At 66.5% G+C, this 17,841-nt stretch carries 17 protein-coding genes; 6 read left to right on the plus strand and 11 right to left on the minus strand.

Features of this window, described 5'->3' with window-relative positions; all coding sequences use genetic code 11:
• Positions 1 to 15: 15 nt before the first annotated feature.
• Positions 16 to 768 carry an SDR family NAD(P)-dependent oxidoreductase gene (locus ABNQ38_RS00690; protein ID WP_377805184.1) on the minus strand — a complete coding sequence of 251 codons (753 nt, stop codon included), beginning with the start codon at positions 766 to 768 and terminating at the stop codon, positions 16 to 18.
• Between the two features lie 123 nt (positions 769 to 891).
• On the opposite strand from ABNQ38_RS00690, the gene ABNQ38_RS00695 reads away from it, so the two are divergent.
• Positions 892 to 1,800, plus strand: a complete 909-nt coding sequence (locus ABNQ38_RS00695; RefSeq protein ID WP_377805185.1) for a LysR family transcriptional regulator — start codon at positions 892 to 894, stop codon at positions 1,798 to 1,800.
• A gap of 8 nt (positions 1,801 to 1,808) precedes the next feature.
• On the opposite strand, the gene ABNQ38_RS00700 is transcribed toward ABNQ38_RS00695, so the two are convergent.
• Positions 1,809 to 2,714: a LysR family transcriptional regulator gene (locus tag ABNQ38_RS00700; RefSeq protein ID WP_377805186.1), complete on the minus strand. Its 906-nt coding sequence runs from the start codon at positions 2,712 to 2,714 to the stop codon at positions 1,809 to 1,811.
• Positions 2,715 to 2,819: 105 nt separating this feature from the next.
• Here ABNQ38_RS00700 and ABNQ38_RS00705 point away from each other — a divergent pair, with 105 nt between their 5' ends.
• The 4 genes from ABNQ38_RS00705 to ABNQ38_RS00720 all read left to right on the plus strand — a co-directional run bounded on the left by ABNQ38_RS00705 (position 2,820) and on the right by ABNQ38_RS00720 (position 5,195).
• On the plus strand, positions 2,820 to 3,686 hold the full coding sequence (locus ABNQ38_RS00705) for an SDR family oxidoreductase (protein ID WP_377805187.1): 867 nt from the start codon (positions 2,820 to 2,822) through the stop codon (positions 3,684 to 3,686).
• A gap of 192 nt (positions 3,687 to 3,878) precedes the next feature.
• Entirely contained in the window at positions 3,879 to 4,133 is a 255-nt protein-coding gene (locus ABNQ38_RS00710; RefSeq protein WP_098738398.1) for a type II toxin-antitoxin system ParD family antitoxin, read from the plus strand.
• Complete coding sequence (locus ABNQ38_RS00715; protein WP_377805188.1) at positions 4,130 to 4,489, plus strand: type II toxin-antitoxin system RelE/ParE family toxin; 360 nt, start codon at positions 4,130 to 4,132, stop codon at positions 4,487 to 4,489. The genes ABNQ38_RS00710 and ABNQ38_RS00715 overlap by 4 nt, the downstream gene beginning before the upstream one ends.
• A gap of 43 nt (positions 4,490 to 4,532) precedes the next feature.
• Positions 4,533 to 5,195, plus strand: a complete 663-nt coding sequence (locus tag ABNQ38_RS00720) for an HAD family hydrolase (RefSeq protein ID WP_377805189.1) — start codon at positions 4,533 to 4,535, stop codon at positions 5,193 to 5,195.
• A 73-nt stretch (positions 5,196 to 5,268) separates the two neighbouring features.
• On the opposite strand, the gene dctA is transcribed toward ABNQ38_RS00720, so the two are convergent.
• Together dctA and ABNQ38_RS00730 are read right to left on the minus strand one after the other, a co-directional pair.
• Entirely contained in the window at positions 5,269 to 6,648 is a 1,380-nt protein-coding gene (gene dctA, locus ABNQ38_RS00725) for a C4-dicarboxylate transporter DctA (RefSeq protein WP_109048803.1), read from the minus strand.
• Between the two features lie 29 nt (positions 6,649 to 6,677).
• Positions 6,678 to 7,784, minus strand: a complete 1,107-nt coding sequence (locus tag ABNQ38_RS00730; protein WP_377805190.1) for a 4-oxalomesaconate tautomerase — start codon at positions 7,782 to 7,784, stop codon at positions 6,678 to 6,680.
• Positions 7,785 to 7,968: 184 nt separating this feature from the next.
• Between ABNQ38_RS00730 and ABNQ38_RS00735 the strand changes: the two genes are divergently transcribed.
• On the plus strand, positions 7,969 to 8,859 hold the full coding sequence (locus tag ABNQ38_RS00735) for a LysR family transcriptional regulator (RefSeq protein ID WP_376964766.1): 891 nt from the start codon (positions 7,969 to 7,971) through the stop codon (positions 8,857 to 8,859).
• Between the two features lie 14 nt (positions 8,860 to 8,873).
• Here ABNQ38_RS00735 and ABNQ38_RS00740 read toward each other — a convergent pair whose 3' ends face one another.
• From ABNQ38_RS00740 to ABNQ38_RS00770, 7 genes are all read right to left on the minus strand, one after another.
• Positions 8,874 to 9,254 carry a ribbon-helix-helix domain-containing protein gene (locus ABNQ38_RS00740; protein ID WP_377805191.1) on the minus strand — a complete coding sequence of 127 codons (381 nt, stop codon included), beginning with the start codon at positions 9,252 to 9,254 and terminating at the stop codon, positions 8,874 to 8,876.
• Positions 9,255 to 9,317: 63 nt separating this feature from the next.
• Positions 9,318 to 11,411, minus strand: coding sequence for a sigma-54-dependent Fis family transcriptional regulator (locus ABNQ38_RS00745; RefSeq protein ID WP_377805192.1), 2,094 nt, complete (start codon positions 11,409 to 11,411; stop codon positions 9,318 to 9,320).
• 225 nt (positions 11,412 to 11,636) lie between these two features.
• Complete coding sequence (locus tag ABNQ38_RS00750) at positions 11,637 to 13,277, minus strand: molecular chaperone GroEL (RefSeq protein WP_377805193.1); 1,641 nt, start codon at positions 13,275 to 13,277, stop codon at positions 11,637 to 11,639.
• A gap of 130 nt (positions 13,278 to 13,407) precedes the next feature.
• The gene (locus tag ABNQ38_RS00755; RefSeq protein WP_085086548.1) at positions 13,408 to 13,764 is read right to left on the minus strand and encodes an MmoB/DmpM family protein; all 357 of its coding nucleotides are present in this window, start codon (positions 13,762 to 13,764) and stop codon (positions 13,408 to 13,410) included.
• A gap of 45 nt (positions 13,765 to 13,809) precedes the next feature.
• Positions 13,810 to 14,949 carry an aromatic/alkene monooxygenase hydroxylase subunit beta gene (locus tag ABNQ38_RS00760; RefSeq protein ID WP_377805194.1) on the minus strand — a complete coding sequence of 380 codons (1,140 nt, stop codon included), beginning with the start codon at positions 14,947 to 14,949 and terminating at the stop codon, positions 13,810 to 13,812.
• A 45-nt stretch (positions 14,950 to 14,994) separates the two neighbouring features.
• The gene (locus ABNQ38_RS00765; protein ID WP_377805195.1) at positions 14,995 to 16,053 is read right to left on the minus strand and encodes an NADH:ubiquinone reductase (Na(+)-transporting) subunit F; all 1,059 of its coding nucleotides are present in this window, start codon (positions 16,051 to 16,053) and stop codon (positions 14,995 to 14,997) included.
• A gap of 93 nt (positions 16,054 to 16,146) precedes the next feature.
• Positions 16,147 to 17,811: an aromatic/alkene/methane monooxygenase hydroxylase/oxygenase subunit alpha gene (locus tag ABNQ38_RS00770; RefSeq protein ID WP_377805196.1), complete on the minus strand. Its 1,665-nt coding sequence runs from the start codon at positions 17,809 to 17,811 to the stop codon at positions 16,147 to 16,149.
• Positions 17,812 to 17,841: the final 30 nt, after the last annotated feature.

A 17,841-nucleotide genomic window follows, 5' to 3' on the forward strand; every position in this document is an offset into this window, starting at 1 on the left:
AGCTATCGGCGGCGGTCACTGCGCCGTGTAGCCACCGTCGACGAAAAGCTGTGCGCCGGTGATGAAGCTGGAAGCTGGCGACGCCAGGAATGCGATTGCCTCGGCAACTTCCTCCGGACGACCGATGCGCCCGACCGGGTGGGCGTCGCCGAAGCTCCGCAGCATCTCCCGGCCGTTCTCGACCACGCCTTCCATGATGTCGGTGTCGATGACGCCGGGCAGGACCACATTGCAGCGGATGCCGCGACGGCCATATTCGACGGCGACGATGCGGGCGAGCTGCGCCGAAGCTGCCTTGGACGAGGCGTAGGCGGCCTGCGTCGGGAAGGCCGTCGTCGCCGACAGCGAGGAGTTGATGACGACGGCACCGCCGCCGCCTTCCTCCATCAGCGGCATCGCCGCGCGGATGGTGACGAAAGCGCCGCGGGCGTTGATCTGGAAGATGCGGTCGTATTCCTCGACCGAGGTTTCGGCCAGCGGCTTGTTCAGGGTCCGTCCGGCATTGCAGACGACGATGTCGAGCCGGCCGAAGCGCTCTCGGGCGAGATCGACCGAACGCCGGGCAAGCTCCTCGTCCGAGACGTCGCCGACCAGCGTGGCGACATCGTCGGCTTCGAGCGACCGGACCTCGTCGGACAGGTCGGTCGCCACGACCCGCGCGCCGCGGGTCCGCAGCAGGTCCAGCACGGCCCGCCCGATGCCGCGACGGGCGCCGGTCACGAGTGCTACCTTGCCGGTCAGATCGTAGGTGTTTGGCAGATTGGTCATTGTGGTCTCCCTCAATCCGGCAGAGCGATGTGTGCGCCCACCGTCCATGCCCAGAAGGTGGCATTCGACCGCTGTCGAGATAACTTGCCAATTGTTGGACGCTGTGGTTAAAACAGCTAACCAATGCAGATCGACCTGAACCTCTTGCCCCTGTTCGCCGCGGTGGCGGAGACCGGCAATTTCCGTGCGGCGGCCGACCGCCTCGGGGTGACGCGCTCGGCCGTCAGCCAGGGCGTCCAGCGCCTGGAGACGGCGCTGGGGCAGGCGCTGTTCCTGCGCACCACCCGCAGCGTGCGGCTGACCGAAGCCGGGGAGCGCTTCCTGGCGCAGGTCTCCACCCCATTGGCCGAAATCGCGAGCGCCATCGATGCGGCGTCCGGCTCGGCGTCGGAACCCCGCGGCCTGCTGCGGATCGCCGTCACCTCGATTGCCGAGCGCTTCCTGTCCGGACCGCTGATCGCCTCCTTCAGCGAGGCCTATCCGGGCGTCACCCTCGACGTGACGGTGACCGATCTGGAATTCGATATCGTCGCTGCCGGCTTCGATGCGGGCGTGCGTCTCGGCGAGGTCATCGAGCGCGACATGATCGCGGTGCCGCTGACGGGCGACCAGCGCCAGATCGCGGTGGCGACACCCGGCTATCTCGCGCGTCACGGGACGCCGGAGCACCCGCGCGACCTCGTCCGTCACCGCTGCGTCGGCTGGCGGCCGCAGCCGGACACGGCCCCCTACCGCTGGGAGTTCGAGAAGGACGGACACGCCTTCGACGTGTCGGTCGAGCCGCAGATCACCACCAACGACATGCTGCTGATGCTTCGCACGGCGCTCGCCGGCGCCGGCATCACCTTCGGGATCGAGGAGACGTTCCAGCCCTATCTTGAGCGCGGTGAACTGGTTACGATCCTCGACGACTGGCTGCCGCCCTTCGCCGGCTTCTTCCTGTATTTTCCGAGCCGGCGGACGGTGACGCCCAAGCTCCGCGCCCTGATCGACCATGTGCGGCGCCACCGCGAGGGAGCGAAATCCGGGTAACCGTCCCGTCACCCCTCGACATAGGCCGCAAGCTCTTCCGGGGTTCCCTGCGGAAATGCCGACTTCAGATGCTCCAGGAAGGCGGAGACGCGCGCGTTGAGCAGCCGTCGCGTCGGGTAGAGCACCCACAACTCCGTCTCGGACCCGACCACATCGCCCCAGCTCACCAGCCTGCCGGCGGCCAGATCCGGGCTGGCGAGCGACAGCGGCAGGCGGGCAGCCCCCACACCCATGCGAACCGCATCGCGGACCATGACGAAGGACGAGAGGCTGAGCATCGGTTCGACCGTGATGGTCGACGGACCCGCCGGTGTCACAATCTCCCACGATCCGGACCCGGGTCCGGCTTGCCCCGGCGATCCGCGGGTGACGACAGGAACGGTGTCGTTGCCCGCGGGGAACGGCAGGTCCGGACTTGCCACCACGACAAGGCGGTCCCGCAGGAAGACGCGCCCGACAAGGCCCGCGTCCGGGTCCGGATTGACGCGGATGACCAGATCATAGGCTTCCTCGACCATGTCGACGGCCCGGTCCTCCGTGACGATCTCAAGCCGGACCTCCGGGTATTTGCGCAGGAATCCGGCTGCCAGCTTGCCGATGGCGGTCTGCGAGAACAGCAAGGGCGCGCTGATCCGCAACCGTCCGCGGGGACTGTGGCCGCCGGATGCAATCGCCTTCGCCGTCTCGTCGAGTTCGGTCAGCAATGCGCCGGTCCGCTCGAACAGCGCCTGGCCCTCCGCAGTCAGCTTGAGTGTCCGGGCGCCGCGCTCGAACAGGCGGAGATCGAGGCTCGCCTCCAACTCCGCGACGCGCCGCGACAAGGTCGCCTTCGGGCGACCGGCCGCGCGCGCCGCCTTTCCGAACCCGCCATGACGGGCGACCAGATTGAAATCGGCCAGGGCAAGCAGGTCCATCCGTTCCACCAATGAGACGATCCGTCCAAATTCGTGGCCTATCGGACCCTGTATGGATCGGTAAAGTCAAGGGCATCAACTGAACCCCAAAGCGGAGTGCCCCCCATGACCATCCTCGTTACCGGAGCCACCGGCCGTGTCGGCCGCCATGTCGTCGACCAGCTGGTCAAGCGCGGCGCCGACGTGCGCGTTCTGACCCGCGACCCGTCGAAAGCCGCTTTCCCCGCCGGTGTGGAGGTCGCCCAGGGCGACATGCTGGACATCGATGCGCTGCGTGCCGCCTTCCGCGGCGTCCGCACCCTGTTCCTGCTGAACGCCGTCACCGGCGACGAATTCACCCAGGCGCTCGTCACCCTGAACATCGCGCGGGAAGCCGGCGTCGAACGGGTCGTCTATCAGTCGGTGTTCGAAGCCGACCGTGCGGTGAACGTGCCGCATTTTGCCGTGAAGTTCGGCGCCGAGCGCATGCTCGACCGTATGGGCTTCAGCGCCACCATCCTGCGTCCGTCCTACTTCATCGACAACGAACTGATGATCAAGGATGCGATCACCGGCCACGGCGTCTACCCGATGCCGATCGGCGGCAAGGGCGTGGCGATGGTCGATGCACGGGACATCGCCGAGGTCGCAGCCATCGAGCTGATCCGTCGTGACCGGGCACCGGGGAAACTGCCGGTGGAAATCATCAACCTCGTCGGCCCCGACGCACTGACGGGTCCGCAGGTCGCGGCGATCTGGTCCGATCTGCTCGGCCGCACCGTGGTCTATGGCGGCGACGATCCCAGCGGGTTCGAGCGGACCATGGCGTCCTTCATGCCGAAATGGACCGCCTATGAGATGCGCCTGATGGCCGAGCGCTACGTCAGCGACGGCATGATCCCCGAAGCCGGCGATGTCGAACGGCTGACCGGACTGCTGGGCCGCCCGCTGCACAGCTACCGCAGCTTCGCCGCCGCGCTCGTTGCGGTCTGAAACCTCACGATCCTTGGGTCGGTTGCAAAGTTCGATGGCAGCTTTGAGGGTAACGGAGACCGTGCCCCTGGCTTGCTGTCGGACTTTGTAACAGAACCTCGCGTATGGTGCCCCGCCCTCAAAGAGGGTGATACTTTGACAAATTTTGCCATACTCTCCATAATGACAGCCGGTCATGACGAGGAGCCACCCATGGCGACGATGAATGTCAGTCTTCCGTCCGAGATGGTCGATTTCGTCGAGCATGAAGTGGCGACAGGTGGGTATGCGTCGTCGAGTGAAGTGGTGCGCGAAGCATTGCGCCTGCTGCAACGGGATCGCGCGCAGGAGCAGGAGAAGATAGCCATCCTGCGGCGCGAGGTCGCTGCCGGGCTTGCGGCGGCGGCGCAAGGCGATTTCTCCTCCCGATCAGCCCTGGATATTGCCGAGCAGGTCGCTCGGGAATGAGCCACCGGCTCACCGCTCCAGCCGAGCGCGACATCCTGGATATCCTGCGCACGACGCGGACACGGTTTGGAACCGCCCAACTGCGCACCTATGCAACGCTGATCGAAAAGGCAATCCAGATGGTTGCCGAGGCCCCTGACCGGCCGGGAATGCTGCCGCGTCCGGAACTTGGTCCAGACGTTCGTCTGTTCCATCTGGAACTGGCAGCAGGCCGGCGCGGTGCTGCCGCGCACTGCCTCTATTACACGACCGGGCTCCTGCCCGATGGGACAATCGGCACGATCATCCTGCGTGTGCTTCATGAAGGCATGGAACCGCGGCGCAAGGTGGCCCGATCCTTGACCGGCCTCTCGTGACCGGCATCGCTCTTCAACAATCGAGATCAGGAGACAATAGGGGATGGACGGCAGGCTTCAGGAACGGTGGGACGCCATCATCTTCGATTTCGACGGCGTGCTGTGCGATTCCAACGACCTGAAGGGTGAAACCTTCGCCACGCTGTATGCCCATGAGGGGCCGGAGGTTCAGGACGCCATCCGCGCCTATCACCGGGACAACGGCGGCATGCCGCGGCGGGAAAAGCTGGCGCGCTTCGAACGCGATATTCTCGGCCGCGCCCTGGACGAAGAGCGACTGGACCGGATGGTCGCCGGTTTCGCCGCCGCGGTGGAGGAGGCGGTGATCGCCTGCGCCGAAATTCCCGGCGCGACGGACTTCCTGGCCACCCATGCCGGCCGGTCCGCCCTGTTCATCATTTCTGCGACGCCGCATGAGGAAATGCTGCGCATCGCCGAGAGACGGGGCATGACCGGCCGGTTCGTGTCCGTCCACGGCAGCCCGCCAAGCAAAGCGGAGACGGCATCCATGCTGATCGCCCGCCACGGCCTGCGTCCCGACCGCGTTGCCTTCGTCGGCGATGCCGTTCAGGACTATGCGGCGGCAACGGCCCTCAATCTGCACTTCGTCGGGGTGCGCGATGCCGACGGCCGCCACCCCTTCCCCGACGGAACGCTGACCATCGCCGATCTGCGTGAATTGCCCGCAGCCCTTGCCACGCTTTGAAACCGCTCGATGGGTGCGGAAGACCGGTTCGCGACCGGTTCTCCGCACCCATCGTCGGGCCGCTGTCGAGCGTTCAGTGCGACGGATGTGCGGGAGCCCGGGCGGCCAGCGGCATGACCGGGATGTCGCCCATCCCCTCCAGGACGCGCTCGGTGCCGGCGCTGCTCTGGTTCAGTTCGCGATGCAGAACCTCACGGTCGCACGCGTCCTCCCAGATCGACACCACGATGCTGACGACGCAGTTGCTGATGATGCTGGTCAGGGCGCGGGCTTCCGACATGAAGCGGTCGATGCCGACCAGCAGCGCGACGCCGGCCACCGGCAGGTCCGGCATCACCGTCAGCGTGGCGACCAGGGCGACGAAGCCACTGCCGGTGACGCCGGCGGCACCCTTGGAGGTCAGCAGCATGACGCCGAGCATGGCGACGATCTGACCGGCCGACAGGTGGATGTCGCAGGCCTGGGCAATGAACAGCGAGGCGAGGGTCAGGTAGATCGCGGTGCCGTCGAGGTTGAAGGAATAGCCCATCGGCAGAACCAGCCCGGAGACGCCCTTCTTGCAGCCCAGCGCTTCCAGCTTCTGCAAGACGCGCGGCAGGACCGGCTCGGAGGAGGAGGTGCCGAGCACGATCAGCAGTTCCTCGCGGAAATAGCGCAGGACCTTCCACAGGCTGAAGCCATGCAGCCGGGCCAGGGTGCCGATGATCGCCACCAGGAAGACGCCGCAGGCGACATAGAAGGTGAGGATCAGCAGGCCGAGCGAGCCGATGCTGTCGATGCCGTATTTGCCGACGGTGAAGGCCATCGCGCCGAAGGCGCCGATCGGGGCCAGCTTCATGATGAAGCCGAAGGCGGCGAACAGCACGTGGGAGAAGGACTCGATACCCTGTACCACCGGCTCGCCGGCCTTGCCGACCCGCGTCAGGCCGAAGCCGACCAGCACGGAGATGAGCAGCACCGGCAGCACCTCGCCCTCGGCGAAGGCGCCGAAGAAGGAATGCGGGATGATGTGCAGCAGGAAGTCGGTGAAGCCGACCGGGGCGGCCTGCTTGGCATAGCGCGCGGCCACCGCCGGGTCGAGCGACGACGGCGACACATGCATGCCGACGCCGGGCTCGATGATCATGACCGCGGCCAGCCCGATGAGCAGCGCCGCCGCCGTCAGCGCGTAGAACAGCGCCATCGACTTGACCAGCGTCTTGCCGATCTCGCGGGTGTCGTTCAGGCTGGTGATGCCACTGACGATGGTGCAGAAGACCACCGGCGCGATCATCATCTTGACCAGCTTGACGAACCCGTCGCCCAACGGCTTCAGGCCCGCGCCGAAATCGGGCCAGAAATGACCGGCCAGGATGCCCAGGGTCAGGCCGACGACGACTTGGAAATAGAGCGCCTTGTAGATGGCCTTGGGCTTGCTCGGCGTCAGGGTATCGGTCCCCGTTTGTGGACGCATGGTGTTTCCTCCTCTCTGATGCTGTGGCGTCAGGCCGCCAAGGCGGTCCGCGACGGGGTCGATGGGCGGGCGAACACGGTTCCCTCGAACAGGCGCCGCGCGGTGCGCAGGATGCTGGCGGTCGGCGCGGATTGCCCGGCGCCAGTCTCCAGGCGAACAGTCAGACGGCCGGCTGGATGTTCGAAGGTGATGTCGCCGGGCATGGTGAACCGCCCCACCAGGGCGGCGGCCACGGTTTCCGGAATGGTGCAGGCGGTGGCGGTGGCGACGGCGCCGGTGATGGCCATCGCCCGATGGCAATCGTGCGGCATGAAATACCGGACGGTCAGTGTGCTGCCGCGCGTCGGCGGGGCCAGCAGGACCGGCTTGGGGATCACCATGCCGGCCGCGTTGGGAAAGCCCATGCGGCGGCCGGCCTCGACGCGCAGCGCCTCCAGCCGGGCCATGAATTCCCGGTCGGACCGGAAGCTGTCCACCGGCTCGTACCCCGTCTTGCTGAGGTCGGCGGCACGAACCAGCATCACCGGGATGGCGGCATCGACGCAGGACACCGGGATCCCGTCGATCAGGTCGACCGGCGATCCGGTGGGCAGCAGCCGGCCGGTGTTGGCGCCGGCGGCGTCGAGAAAGGCAAGATGGATGGGGGCGGCGGTGCCGGGCACGCCGTCGATGACGGCCTCGCCCTCATAAGCCACCTGACCGCCGGGGGTCTGGATGCGGGCCTCGATCAGTTTGCCGGTGTTGACGTTGTGGATGCGCACCACCGTGACGCCATTCGCCGCCGGGACAAGTCCGGACTCGATGGCGAAGGGGCCGACCGCGGCCAGCATGTTGCCGCAGTTGGGCGAGGTGTCGACCACCCCTTCCTGCACCCGCACCTGGGCGAACAGGTAATCCACATCGGCTCCGGCCCTTGTGGCGGGACCGACGATGGCCACCTTGCTGGTCAGCGGGTTGCCGCCGCCGATGCCGTCGATCCCCAGATCGTTCCCCGCCCCCATCACCGAGAGCAGGAGGGCGTCGCGCTCCGCCGGAAGGGCAGGAAGGTCGGACGCCAGAAAGAAGGGGCCGCGAGAGGTCCCGCCGCGCATCATCACGCAGGGAATGCCGATCTGGCGGTTCATCGAATTTGTCATGGCGCTTGGTTTCTCTTGGGTTCGCCGGTGGGCGAAGAAAGCCGATGCGCCGATATTCTGACCGCGAACGATATTTGTGAAATGCATTGATTCGCAGTATTATTCCATTTTACGCATCAATGTGCCGCCAGCGAAGCTGGGCAAAATTCCTGCGGAGCCGGGCATAAATCCTGCGGAGCTGGGCATGAATTTCGAACTGGTCGATCTGAAGGCGTTCATCGCGGTGGCGGAACTGGGCAGCTTCAACCGCGCCGCCGAGCTTCTGAACCTGTCGCAGCCGGCGCTCAGCCGCCGCATTCAAAAGCTGGAGGACACGCTGGGCGTGGCGCTGTTCGAGCGTTCCACCCGCCATGTCGCGCTGACGATGGTGGGGCGTGATTTCATGCCCAAGGTCCGCCGCTTCCTGGATGAGTTCGAAACGTCGCTGCTGGGGATCAGCGATCTCGGCGCACGGAGCGGCGGCCAGATCACCATCGCCTCCGTCCCGACGGCGGTGTTCTATTTCCTCCCCAACGCGATCAGCCGCTTCAGCATCGCGTTCCCGCGGATCCGTATCCGCATCCTCGATCTCGGCGCCAACGAGGGGCTGGAGGCGGTGGCGCGCGGCGAGGCCGATTTCGGCATCAACTTCATCGGCACCTCGCACCCGGACATCGAATTCACGCCGTTGGCCGAGGATCCCTTCGTCGTCGCCTGCCGGCACGATCATCCGCTGGCGGCCCACACGGTGGTGAACTGGGACGAGTTGGCCGCGCACCGGGTCATCACCGTGGGCCGGACCAGCGGCAACCGGGCGCTGATCGACAATGCGCTGGCGCAACACGGCCTGAAGCTCAACTGGTCCTACGAGATCACGCATCTCGCAAGTTCGCTCGGTCTGGTGGAGGCTGGGCTCGGCGTCGCCGTGCTCCCCAAGCTCGCCACGCCGTCCTCCGGCCATCCCATCATCCTGACCCTCCCCCTGGGCCATCCGAAGATCTCCCGGACGATCGGCGTCGTCCGGCGGCATGGCGCCATCCTCTCACCGATGGCGGCGCGCTTTCTCGAAGTCCTGCTCGGCTCCTGGCGGCTGTGACCGGCAGTCCACCGTCACGCCCTGTCCTGCTGCCGTCCGTCCCGCCGCAGCGAGACGACCGATGCGCCGTCAGCGGCGGGCAACGTGTCCGCACCCTCCAGAAGGCCGCCGGACTGTCCGGGCAGAAGCATCTGTGGCTTCATGGTCAGGTAACGCACACAGCTGACCCGCAGGAAGGAGGCGAGGTTCTGCACGGCCCCATGGGCCTCCAGAACCTCGTCGTACAGAGACAGGATCAGCCTGTTCGTCGTCGTCCCCTGTTCCGCGGCGATGTCGGCAAGGACGTTCCAGAACAGGTTCTCCAACCGGATGCTGGTGACCATGCCGTGGATGCGCACCGACCGTGACCGCGCCTCGTACAGGATCGGATCGGCATTGACGAAGATCTGGCACATGCGCCCATCCTTCCTTGAACGCGGTTTCAAACCCGGCTGCCGTTGCTTTGGACGGAGCGGCTTTTACGCCTTTCCGGCGGACGTGCGCTGAATGCCGTGCTGGCTCATTTTCCGATACAGCGTGCTGCGCGAGATGCCGAGGACAGCCGCCGCGTCGGACAGGTTCCCGCCGGTTGCCACAATCACATCTTTGATGGTTCTCTGTTCGGTCTCCGTCAGCGCCATCGCCGTTGGAGGTGACACTGGAGTCGATGCGATGGCGCCGGGCGCCACGATGGGCGGGGCCGGGGATCCCAGCAATGGCCACCCGTCGGCCGCCGCGCAGCCGCAGGCATCGCGCAGTTCGTCCGGCAGGTCGCCGATGTCGATGCTGCCGCTGGTGGACAGCAGGACCGCCCGTTCGACCGCATTGCGCAGCTCCCGGACATTGCCCGGCCAGTCGTAGCGTTGCAGGAGATCCAGCGCCGCCGCGGTGAAGCGGACGGGCGCCCGGCCGTGCCGTTGCGCCAGCAGGCCGTTGAAGTGGGAGATCAGGCGGGGAACATCGCCATGGCGGTCGCGCAGGGGCGGCACGCGCAGGGCGGTCACGGCGAGGCGGTGATATAGGTCGCGGCGGAAGCGGCCGGCGGCGACCTCCTGCCGGAGGTTCCGGTTGGTCATGGCGAGCAGCCGCACCGACACCCGGCGCGGTACGTTGTCGCCGATGCGGTACAGCACGCCTTCCTCCAGAACCCGCAGCAGATAGGGCTGAAGGTCGAGCGGCAACTCGCCGATCTCGTCGAGGCACAGGGTGCCGCCGTCCGCCAGTTCGAAGCGGCCGATGCGCCCTTCCGCCGCCGCGCCGGTGAAGGCACCCCGCACATAGCCGAACAGCTCGCTGCCCAGCATCTCGCGCGAGACGGCACCGCAGTTGAACGGCACGAAGGGGCCGCCTGCCGCAGCACTGTGGCCGTGGACGGCGCGGGCGAACAGCTCCTTGCCGACGCCGGTCTCTCCCTCGATCAGGATGGGGACCGGCAGCGGCGCCAGACGTTCCCCCTGCCCGATCACCATGCGCAGGCTGTCGCTATCGCCGACGATGTCGGCGAAGCGCGAACGGCTGTGGTCGGACTCGTCAGGCACCGCGCGACGGCCGACGGATGGGCGGCCCGATGCCGCAGCGGGGATGACCAGCAGCGTTCCCCGCCGCTCCCCATCCAGAATCAGCGGCCGGACCCAGTCGGCCGGAACCGGCAACCGGTCCCCTGCCCCACCTCCGATTCCAGCCCCGATCCCAGCTATCGGCAGCCTCGTCCCCCGATTCAGCTGCGGCAGATCCGATCCGAAACTGGCCTTCAGCAGATGCGCCGCCTTGCGACTGGCATAAAGCAGGCGCCCGCGAGCATCGAGTGCGATCAGCCCTTCGCCGGAATATTTCTGGCTGTCCTCCAGGCAGGCCTCCAGCAGCCGGACATGTTCGGCCTCGGTCTGGCGGGCGAGGTTCCATTCCACCTGCCGGGCGGCGACCACCGCCAGGGCCAGGGCCTGCCCGGTGAAACTCTGCTTCAGGCCGGAGATGTCGAGCAGGCCGACGACCGATCCGTCGACGGGGTCGTGGATCGGCGCCCCGGCACAGCTCCATCCCTTGATGCCGGCACAATAATGCTCCGCCGCCTGGACAAGCACCGGCTGCTTGGACGCCAATGCCGTGCCGATGCCGTTGGTGCCGGCAAAGGTCTCGCCCCATTGGCCGCCGCAGGCCAGGCTGATATCCCGCGCCACGCTCAAGGTGGCACGGTCGCCGGCCGCCTCCAGCACCACGCCGTTGGCATCGGTGATCAGCATCACCGTGCGGGTGCCGGACAGCAGGTCCGCCGCCTCCGCCAGGGTCGTGGCCGCCGCCTGGAGCAGGTCGCGGTTGTCGCGGCGCAGGGCCTCGATATGATCGCGGCCAACCACCGGGGCTGCATCCGCCCGCGCATCGACCAGGAAGCTTTGACATCGCGCCCAGGATCGGATGACCACGTCGCGCACGGGTAGATTGTCCCGGCGCGAGCCGGAAACGAAATCCTCCCATGCCTTCATCGTGGCCGTTTCGCCATCCACCAGAGCGTGGAGCGCCGGTGCCGGCGAAGCGACGGCCAGACGGCCGGCGCCAGCCTGTTCGTTGGCCAACATTGTCCCTCCCTGCTTCCCGGCGTCTTCTGTGGAATGTTTCCGATGCGCCGATTGTCTTTGGACAAGGGATGCGGAGGCTTACCCGGATACGCTCCGCATCAATGATTGTTTGTATAATAAACCATAAGCCGAACCGAAGCGGGAGCGGTAGTAGCGGATTACTCTATGGCTTTTTTCCTGCCTTTCTCTCCGAAGGGGGAGGTGGGGTGTTACGGCCGAAAAGGATCAGGTCCGCCCGTACCGTTCCATTCCGCCGCCGCGGGCCGGGCCGGCGGTAGGATCGACGTCGTCGGGGATGTCCGCGATCAGGGTGTGGGTGGTCAGCACCAGCTTGGCGACCGACACCGCGTTCAGCAATGCCAACGTGGTGACCTTGACCGGATCGATGATTCCGGCAGCGAACAGGTCGCCGAACCGGCCGCTGCGGGCGTCGAAGCCGGACCCGTCGGGAAGCGTGGCGACGCGCGCGGCGACGCCGGCCCCGTCCAGCCCGCCATTCTCCGCGATGCAGATCAAAGGCTGCACCATCGCCCGTCGCACCAGCCGCACCCCGGCCCTCTCGCCCTCCCCCACATCCTCGGCCAGCCGGTCGAGCAGCGGGGCGACGCGGGCCAGCGCGGTGCCGCCGCCGGGGACCACTCCCTCCGCCAGCGCGGCGCGGGCGGCAGCCAGCGAATCCTCCAGAAGCTGGGCGGTGCGCTTCTGCTCCACCGGCGTGGCGCCGCCGACCTCGATCAAGGCGGTGCCGTGCGTCAGCTTCGCCAGCCGCTGGGACAGCTTGTCCCGCTCGATGTTGGGGGGAGCCTCCTCCCACTGGCGCTGCACCAGGGCGCGGCGGGCCGCCAGCGCGTCCGGATTGCCATGGCCGCGCAGGATGGTGGTCCGGCCGGCGGACACCTCGATGCGCTCGGCGCCCCCCAGATCCTCCGCCGCCACGCTGTCAAGACGTCCGCCCAGGTCGCGGGCGATCACCCGCCCGCCGGTCAGGATCGCAATGTCCTCCATCGTCGCCTGACGCCAGTGGCCGAATTCCGGCGGGTTGATCGCCACCACCGTGGCGCGCCCTTCGCGGCGCAGAGCCATCAGCGCCGCCACCACCTCCGGCGCCACGCTGTCGGCGATGATCAGCAGCGGGCGGTGCCCGGCGGCGATGCGGTCGACCAGACGCAGGATCGGTTCCGGATCGGTGATCTTGTGGTCGGTCATCAGGATATAGGGCCGTTCCAGCACCGCGCTCTGGCCGGTCGGTTCGGTCGCCATATGGTGGGACAGGAACCCGCGGTCGAGCACCATGCCCTCCAGCACATGCAGCGCCGTCGGCGCGCCCGGCTGGCCATATTCGATGTCGATCACCCCTTCCACCCCGACCCGGCGCAGCGCGTCCGCCACCAGCCGGCCGAGTGCGGGATCGGTCGCCGCGACCGTCGCCACCTGCTCCAGTTGGGCATGGCTTTCCAAGGGCCGGGCGATGTGGCGGAGCCGGTCGACGACCAAGCCGCAGGCGCGCTCCATCCCCTCCACCAACTCCACCGAACCATGCCCGTCGGCAAGCACGGCGACACCGTCCTGGATCAGCGCGTCGGCCAGAACGGTGGCTGTGGTGGTGCCGTCGCCGGCCACGTCGTTGGTCTGTTTCGACACCTCGCGCACCACCTGGGCGCCCATATTCTCGAAGCGGCAGGGCAGCTCGATCTCGGCGGCGATGCTGACGCCGTCGCGGGAGATCATCGGCGTGCCGATGGGGCGGTCGATGATCGCGTTGGTTCCCTTCGGCCCCAGCGTGCCGCGCACCGCCAGCGCCAGCTTGCCCACCCCACGGGCAAGCGCGGCCCGCGCTTCGGCACGGTGCAGCATCATCTTCGGCATGGCGTCTTTCCCTCCCATTGTTGATTTTGCGGATTTGAAAAAAGAGGCGGAGCCCGCCGGACCTGAAGCAGGCCCCGCCTTCCCGAGATCATTGGCCCGAGATCATTGGCCGGAGTTCACTGGCCCGAGATCACTCGTAGGCCAGCGCATCGTCCATGTTGCCGAAGAGGACGACGGTGTCCTCGTCGATCATGACCATGCGGCCATAGTGGGTGGAGGTGGAGATCTCGAAGATGTGCGGGGTCATCTCGCGGCCCAGCGCTTCACCGATCTCGCTCATTTTGAACTCGATCTTGCCTTCGCCATCGATGCGGATCATCGCCGGCAGGTAGGTGACGGTGATGCCGGGCTTGCTCTCCATCACCTCGGCGATGCAGCGCGCCTCGACGCTGTCGTTCATCGTCACGCCGCACTGGTGCGAGATGGTGCCGTCCTGGGTGATGTCCTTCAGCGGCTTGAAAAGCTGCTGCACGGTGGTGACGCTCATGGTCTTGTCCTCTTGTGGCGGAAGCTGGCGGAGATGCGGGAAAGCTCACTCGGCCGCAGCGTCGGTGACTGCGGCCGCAGCGGCAGCCGGAGTTGCGTCCTGCCCGACCTCGACCGGCGGCAGGGCCGGCAGGTCGGCGTCGATGCCGATCTCCCGCCCGATGGCGGCGACGCGGCCGCGCGCCCGCTCGAACGCTTCGACGAAGTTGGCCGCCTTGACCCTGGGCAGCGACCACAGCGGCTGAAGCTGCAAGGCCGCCTTCACCGCCAGCCCGCCATGATGGGTGAACCAGCTTTGCAGCATGGTCCGGTTGTCCTCGCCATGGGCCGGATCGCACAGCAGCAGGGCGAACAGTTCAACCGCGTTGGCGAGGTTCCGTTCATAGTCGGCTTCGGCCGCCGAGATGACCGACGGGGTGGAGAAATCGTTCTGCGCCGCGGCCACCTGCATGACGAAGCCGCTACGGAACAGCTCGCCGACCAGCGGTTCGAAGACGAGGTTGACGGCGAAATACTGCTCCAGGAAGTCGGTGGCGGCGCGGATATGCTCCACCGCCTCGCGGCAGGGCTGCCAGATCGGGTCGTCCAGCCAGTGCGCCTTGCCGGCATCCAGGTCGAAACCGCCGATATCGCTGCCGACCTCCGCCAGATAGAGCGTCAGGTCCTGGGCGAAACGCAGCTTGTAGGAGGCGTTGGTCAGGATGGCGTTGTTGACCATCTGGGTGTAGCCGTAGCGCTGCGCCCGCATCAGCGCGGTGCCCAAGCCATATTCGGCATGCTTGAAGGCGCCGACATGGTTCTGGAGCACGGCGACCCAGGCCTTGTCGAAGCGCTGGGGCGCCCCGGCGCGGCGTGCGTTCTCCACCACATTCTGGATCATGCCGACGATGGTGGACTGGCGCTGGTAATGGGTGCGTTCCCATTCCTGGTCGGGCGCCCGGAAGCCGTGCCAGTCCGTGCATTTCAGCGCGGTCCAGTCCTTGGAATAGGTGGGCGTGCCGTCGCCGAAGGAAATGATCCAATTCTGGAGCAGATAGCGCTCCGGATCGGGCTGGACGTCGACCGTCACGTCCTCGTAATGGGTCGCCTTGCGGCCCTTCGGCTCGAAGTAATTGTAGCGGCGGCTGTCGGAGCCCGGAAAGACCTTAGCCCCGGCGGCTGCGGATGCGGTTTCCTGCATGGTCATTGTCGTTCCTCCCGTGTTTGCATAAGCCCGCCTCAGTGGCCCGTCTCAGCGGGTCGCGGGGGTGAATTTGTCGAAATAGACGCGCGCGGAATCGACGCCGGCCATTTGCAGGACCGGCAACACCGCGTCGATCATCGGCGGCGGCCCGCAGGAGAAGACGTCGGCCTCCTCCACCTCATCCATCCCGGACAGGTGCCGGCGCAGCACCTCGTGGATGAAGCCGGTCTCACCGGTCCAGCCGTCGCCCTCCTCGGCATGCGACAGGGCTGGGATAAAGGCGAAGTCCGGCAGGCTGCGGGCGAACTCCTCGAACTGGTCGAGGTGGAACAGGTCCCGGCGGCTGCGGGCGCCGTAGAAGAAACGCACCGGCCGCGTCTCGCCGCTGGCGGCCTGATCGCGCAGGATCGACAGCAGCGGTGCCATGCCCGACCCGCCGCCGACCAGGATCATCGGCCCCTCCCGCCCCTCGCGGCGGAAGCAGCTGCCGTAGGGGCCGCGGACGCTCACCCGGTCGCCGACCGACAGCCCGCCATCGAGCTGGCGGGAGAAGGCGCCGTCCGGGTATTTCTTGATGATGAACTCCAACCGGCTGCCGTCCGCCGGCGGGTTTCCCATCGAGAAGGACCGCGTCAGGCCGATGCCGGGCAGCGTGATGTCGGCATATTGCCCGGCCCAGAACTTCATCGGCTGGTCGAGGTCCAGCGCAATGGCGACGATGTCGTGGGTCAGCGGCGCCACCGCCGCCAGCCGCGCGTTGAAGTCCTTCACCGGAATGGAGCGGGACAGCAGATCCTCGTCATAGTTCAGCAATTCCACCGCCACGTCGCTGTAGGCCAGCGAGCGGCAGAGCAGGATGTGGTTGCTGTCGCGCTCCGGATCGGAGAGCGCGAAGGTGGAGTATTTCAGCATCTCGACGTCGCCGTCGATCAGCAGGCATTTGCAGGCGGAGCATTGCCCCTCCTTGCAGCCATGCATCAGCGAGACGCCCTGGCGGAAGGCGGCGTCGAGGATGGTTTCCCCTTCCGCCACCTCCATTTCGATGCCGACCGGCTCCAGCCGGACGGTGTGGACGGCCGGGCTGTTCTGTAGCGCTTGTGCGGTCATGGTCTGTCGATCTCCGCGGTGATGTCCGCATGGGATCCCCGTTCCCCCTTTCCGTCTGGAAAGGGGGGCGGGCCCGAATGAATAGCCCTGGGATCAGACCCGGCGGATTTTGAAGCCCTTGCGGTATTCCTCGACATGCGCCTGACGCTGTTGCGGCGTCATTTCGCGGAGCGCCAGCAGCGGGCTACGGATGGTGTGGCCGCGCACATGGTCCAGCGTCCACATATCCTTCTCCTCGAAGGACAGATGCGGCTGGGCGATCAGCGTCTTCCCGTCGGGACGGACGAAGCCCATGTCCTGGATGGCGTCGGCGAGGTCCCAGCCGTCATAGACCTCCTCCCACTGGCGCCGGCCGGAGAAGCGGCCCATCGCCGGGGTCGGGCGGCCCTGGTACTCGGCGGCGAACGCCTCCTTGTGGGTCCAGCGGTCGACTTCGGAGGCGTAGGTGAAGAGTTCGCCGTCCACCTCGTCGGTCGTGAAATCCTCGCGGATCACGCAGGGCACCAGGCTCGACCAGCAGCGGTGCGGATAGACATAGCCGGTGTCGGCGAAGGTGATCGGCACGCTGCCGGGCTTGCTCAGCTTGGCGTAATTCTCCCACCAGACGCCGAACTCGTCGTACCAGCCCGGATACTTGCTTTCGAACCATTCGAAGTCGCGTTCGGTCATCGCCTCGATGCGCCAGAAGTTGGCCCACCAGCCGGCGGAGAAGAATTGGGCGATCTTGTGGACGTAGTTCTTCTTGACGATGCTGTCGAAGGCCTCGTGGACGTCGTCGTGGTGGATCTTGATGCCGTACTTCTCCAGCGGCAGCAGGTAGGTGCGGTAGTAATCCTCGAAGATCCAGCGGTGCCACAGTTCGGCGTAGGATTCCTTGTTCTTGTCGCGGTGCTTGGTGCCGTATTCGATGATCGTGCCGATGGCGGCATCGACGATCATGTGGTTCTGCCAGAAGGAATAGCGGATGTCGCGTTCCAGCAGCAGGTGGTTGTCCGGCTCCTTCAGCACCGACATCAGCATGGAATGGCCGTTGCCTATGTGGCGGGATTCGTCGCTCTGCACCGAAAGGAAGACGGTGGGCAGGGCATAGTCGCCGTTGCGCGCTGCCTCCGACGGCATGGCGACGAACAGGGTGTTGGTGAAGGCGGTCTCCGCCACGACCTGCAAATAGATGTTGGACGCGGTGATGGCGTCGCCGGTCAGGAAAGCCTCACCGAACTGCCGGCCGATGGTGGTGGCGTAGCATTTGCCGAACGCCTTCTCGGTGATGTCGAACCCGGCCGGGTCGATGTAGTTCTCCATGTACCATTTCTTGAGGTTCATCTGGATCGTCGAGTGCCGGAACTCGTCGATCATCTGCATGGTGAAGCCGGTGCGCAAATCGTCGCCCGGCGCCAGCTGGCCCAGCGTCGCCATCGACCGCGCCGCCGAGATTTCCGGGAAGGGGATGATCGCCAGGAACAGCTTCATCCACTCGATCCAGCGCGGCTCGACATTGCGGAACATGTCGCCGCGCAGCGCGGCGTCCAGCGCACCATAGACGCGGTTGTCCTTCTCCTCCTGCATCGGGAAGTAGGAGCGCAGGACCTGCTTCATCGGGTCGCGCGGCGCCTTGGAGATCTTGTAGTCGGTCGGGAAGCTCATCGCCTCCTTGACGTAGGACGGTGTCCAGCCGAGATCGGCGACGCGGCGGGCCGCCTCGGTGATGCCGATGCCTTTCTGGCTGGTGATCTTGTTCAGCGTCAATCCATCCGGCATGTCGTCTCTCCCCATGATTTTGATGATGTT

Source organism: Azospirillum sp. A29, from assembly GCF_042604625.1.
Taxonomy (GTDB): Bacteria; Pseudomonadota; Alphaproteobacteria; order Azospirillales; family Azospirillaceae; genus Azospirillum; species Azospirillum palustre.